Source organism: Nocardioides sp. (assembly GCF_030655615.1).
Lineage (GTDB): Bacteria > Actinomycetota > Actinomycetes > Propionibacteriales > Nocardioidaceae > Nocardioides.
In genome coordinates, this window is sequence record NZ_JAURVJ010000051.1 from 1 (window position 1) to 3,606 (window position 3,606).

The following is a 3,606-nucleotide window of genomic DNA, read 5'->3' on the forward strand; positions in this document are numbered from 1 at the left end:
CCACTCGATCCCCGACGCCCTCGCCGTCGCGATCCGCACCGGGACCGCGCTGGTGCTCGACACCGGTGACTTCAAGATGGACCAGCTCCCGCTCGACGGCCGGATCACCGACCTGCGGGCCTTCGCGCGGCTGGGCGAGGAGGGTGTCGACCTCTTCCTCACCGACTCGACCAACGCCGAGACCCCGGGCTTCACGCCGTCGGAGAAGTCGATCACCCCGGCCATCGACCAGGTGTTCCGCGACTCCAAGCAGCGCATCATCGTGGCCTGCTTCGCCTCCCACGTGCACCGCGTCCAGCAGGTGCTCGACGCGGCGGTCGCCCACAACCGCAAGGTCGCCTACGTCGGCCGCTCGATGGTCCGCAACATGGCCATCGCCCGCGACCTCGGCTACCTCACGGTCCCCGGCGGCACCCTCGTCGAGGCCAAGGACCTCAACGACCTGCCGCCCGAGCGCCAGGTGCTGATCTCGACCGGCAGCCAGGGCGAGCCGATGAGTGCGCTGAGCCGGATCGCCCAGCGCAACCACCACTTCGTCCACATCGAGGAGGGCGACACCGTCCTGCTCGCGAGCAGCCTCATCCCCGGCAACGAGAACGCGGTCTACCGCGTGATCAACGGCCTGGCCCGCTGGGGCGCCAACGTGGTCCACAAGGGCAACGCGCTGGTGCACGTCAGCGGCCACGCCAGCGCCGGCGAGCTCCTCTACTGCTACAACATCGTCAAGCCGCGCAACGTGCTGCCGGTCCACGGCGAGATCCGCCACATGCTCGCCAACGCCGAGCTCGCCCGCTCCGTCGGCGTCGAGAACGTCGTGGTCGCCGAGGACGGCGTCGTCGTCGACCTGGTCGACGGCGTGGCCACCATCTCGGGCAAGGTCGACGTCGGCCTCGTCTTCGTCGACGGCACCTCGGTCGGCGACATCACCGAGGCCGACCTCAAGGACCGCCGCATCCTCGGCGAGGAGGGCTTCATCTCGGTGATCGTGGTCGTCGACTCCGTCACCGGCAAGGTCTCCGCCGGCCCCGAGATCCACGCCCGCGGCAACGCGCTCGAGAACGACGACTTCAGCAGCGTCAAGAAGTCGGTCGTCGACGCGCTCAACGCCGCTATCGCCGAGGGCAACACCGACTCCTACCAGCTGCAGCAGACCGTACGCCGGGTCGTGGGCCGCTGGGTGAGCAACACCCACCGCCGCCGGCCGATGATCATCCCGGTGGTCGTGGAGGCGTAGTCCGCCGACGGAGGAGGCGGAGCCACAGACTGCCGCCCGACGTCGTACCCCCGAACGGCGAGAACCCCCGCCGGCCCTGAGGCCGACGGGGGTTCCCTGTGTCGTGCGGGGTGCTACTTCTTCACGGTGATCGTGATGACCTTGGCGTTGCTCGGCAGGAAGTTGGTACCGCCTGCATAGCTGGCCGTCAGCTTGAGCTTGCCGGCCTTGGTCAGCTTCTTCGTCACGATCTTGACGATGCCGCCGGCCAGGACGCCGGTGCCGTAGACGACCCCGCCGCTCTTGAGGACGACGCGACCGGCCGGGGTGGCCCCGGTGGCCTTGACCTGGATGCGGAGGGTGGCCTTCTTGCCCTTCTTGACGGTCTTGGGGAACGACGTGACCGTGCTGGTCGTGCGTGCCTTGTTGACCTTGGCCGCGACCGTCGAGGTCGAAGCGCCGTAGGCGCCGTCACCCGAGTAGACGAGGCTCCAGCTGTAGGAGCCCGCCTTGGTCGTGGCCGGGACCGCGATGGACGCCGTGCCGTCGGCCAGCTCGGCCGTGCCGACCGTGGTCGACCCCGACTTGAGGGTCACGGTGCCGGTCGCGGACGTGGGCGCCGTGACGTCGACGCGGCTCGCGACGCCGTAGGTCGACGGGTTGGGCACGTGCGTGCCCGTGACCTCGGCGACCTTCTTGCAGACGGAGAGCACCAGGTTGTCGAGGTACCAGCCGTCGACACCGCCACAGCCGTCACGACCCATGTCGAACCGGATCTTGATCTTGTCGCCGGCCTTGGCGCCGAGCTTGGCGAGCGAGATCGTCGACTTGCCCCAGCTGCCGACGGTCTTGCCTCCGTCGGTGCCGGTGAAGCCCGGCTGACCAGCGATCGGGCTGGTGTTGGTGGGCCCGGCCGCCATCGTGGCGTTGTAGGGGTTGAAGAGGAACGCCGCTGCCGGCACCGTGGTGAAGGCCCCACCGTTGAGGCTCGTCTTGACGTTGCCGCCGTCGTAGCCGGCCTCGGTCGCCACGTAGTGGTCGAACGTGACGCGGGCGCTGGAGCCCGTGGGGATGGTGTACTCCGGGCTGATCATCGTGTCGCGGCTCGAGATGTCGTCGCCGGCGGCGCAGGAACCCTCGGACGGGTCGGGGCCGAAGGCGACGGTCCCGGTGCGACCGGCGGGGGCCTTGTTGACGGCCTCCCACGGGAAGCCCTTGTTGGCGCCGGTCTGGAGCTGCTGCTCCAGGGTCCAGGCACTGATGCCGTTCTCGAAGTCGTCGAGAACGGTGGTGTCGGTGACGGTGCCCTCACCGCAGGCGCTGAGCTCGCCGGCGGCCAGCAGCGGCTGGAAGTTGCACTGCACCGGGTCGGTGCGCATCTCCACGGCCGTCATCGTCTTGGCGACCTGGGTGCAGTCGGCAGCGACGATCGAGGCGACGGGGGTCGCCCCACCGTTGGGCGTCGTGGTGATCTTGTTGATCGTCTTGCCGATGAGGTCGGCACACGACTGCTCGAGCCCGTCCGCCGCGTTGGTGAAGTCGGACGACGGCGTCAGGTAGTGGGTCTGCGCGTACCACCAGATGTTGGCGGCCTTGTCGAGGCCCAGGCCGGAGATCGTCTCGCCGTTGAAGGTGCCACCGTCGACGACGAGGGCGTAGGCGTGGTTGGGCACGCCCGAGTTGCCGTGGACGCCACCGGAGTCGAGCAGGTTGGGGTCGCAGTTGTACTCCGCGTCCGAGACCTTGCCCGGGTTGCCGTAGCAGGTGGGGTTCCACATGTCGCGGATCGCTCCGCCGAAGGCCTCGGACTTCTCACCGATCAGCCAGCGGGACGTGGGCGTCCGCGCCGAGATGTCCTCGGCGTTGATGCTCATCGTGACCGTGCCGACGCTCTTGATGCGCGTGCCGTCGGCCTGGGTGACCGTCAGGCCGGGGATCGTGGCGGTGCCGGCGGGGCTCGGCGGCACGCCGGCGGCGTTGTTGCCGATGACGATGCCGGTCGCGCCCGCAGCGGTCGCGAGGTCGACCTTGGCCTGGAACGTGCAGGTGCCGCGGTCGACGTAGACGTAGTTGCCGGTGACGGCCGTCGCGTTGGTGTAGGCCGAGCAGCCGTCGGTGGTCGACGGGCCCGCAGCGTTGGCAGCGTCGTTGGCGACGACGACGGTGGGGGTGACCGGGGTGGTGGTGAAGGCCGGGCCGAAGCCGGCAGCGGTGGCGCGGCACGGGCCGGCGACGCTGGCGGGCGCGGTGATCGCGACCTGGAGCGCCGGCGGGGCCGTCGGGTCACAGGTGCCGACGGCACGCTTGACCGTCAGGTCGCCCTCGTCCTCGTCCTCGCGACCGTTGACGAGGTCGAGCGTCTCGCCCCACACGTCGGAGTAGGACTCGTTGAG

General features: G+C 69.6%; 2 protein-coding genes. One reads left to right on the forward strand and one right to left on the reverse strand.

From position 1 onward, the window contains the following. A partial coding sequence (locus Q7T52_RS04530; protein WP_304799817.1) for a ribonuclease J occupies positions 1-1,234 on the forward strand: 1,234 nt, incomplete at its 5' end. A gap of 113 nt (positions 1,235-1,347) precedes the next feature. On the opposite strand, the gene Q7T52_RS04535 is transcribed toward Q7T52_RS04530, so the two are convergent. Then, positions 1,348-3,606: M4 family metallopeptidase (locus Q7T52_RS04535; RefSeq protein ID WP_304799819.1), on the reverse strand; the 2,259-nt coding region annotated here is incomplete at its 5' end.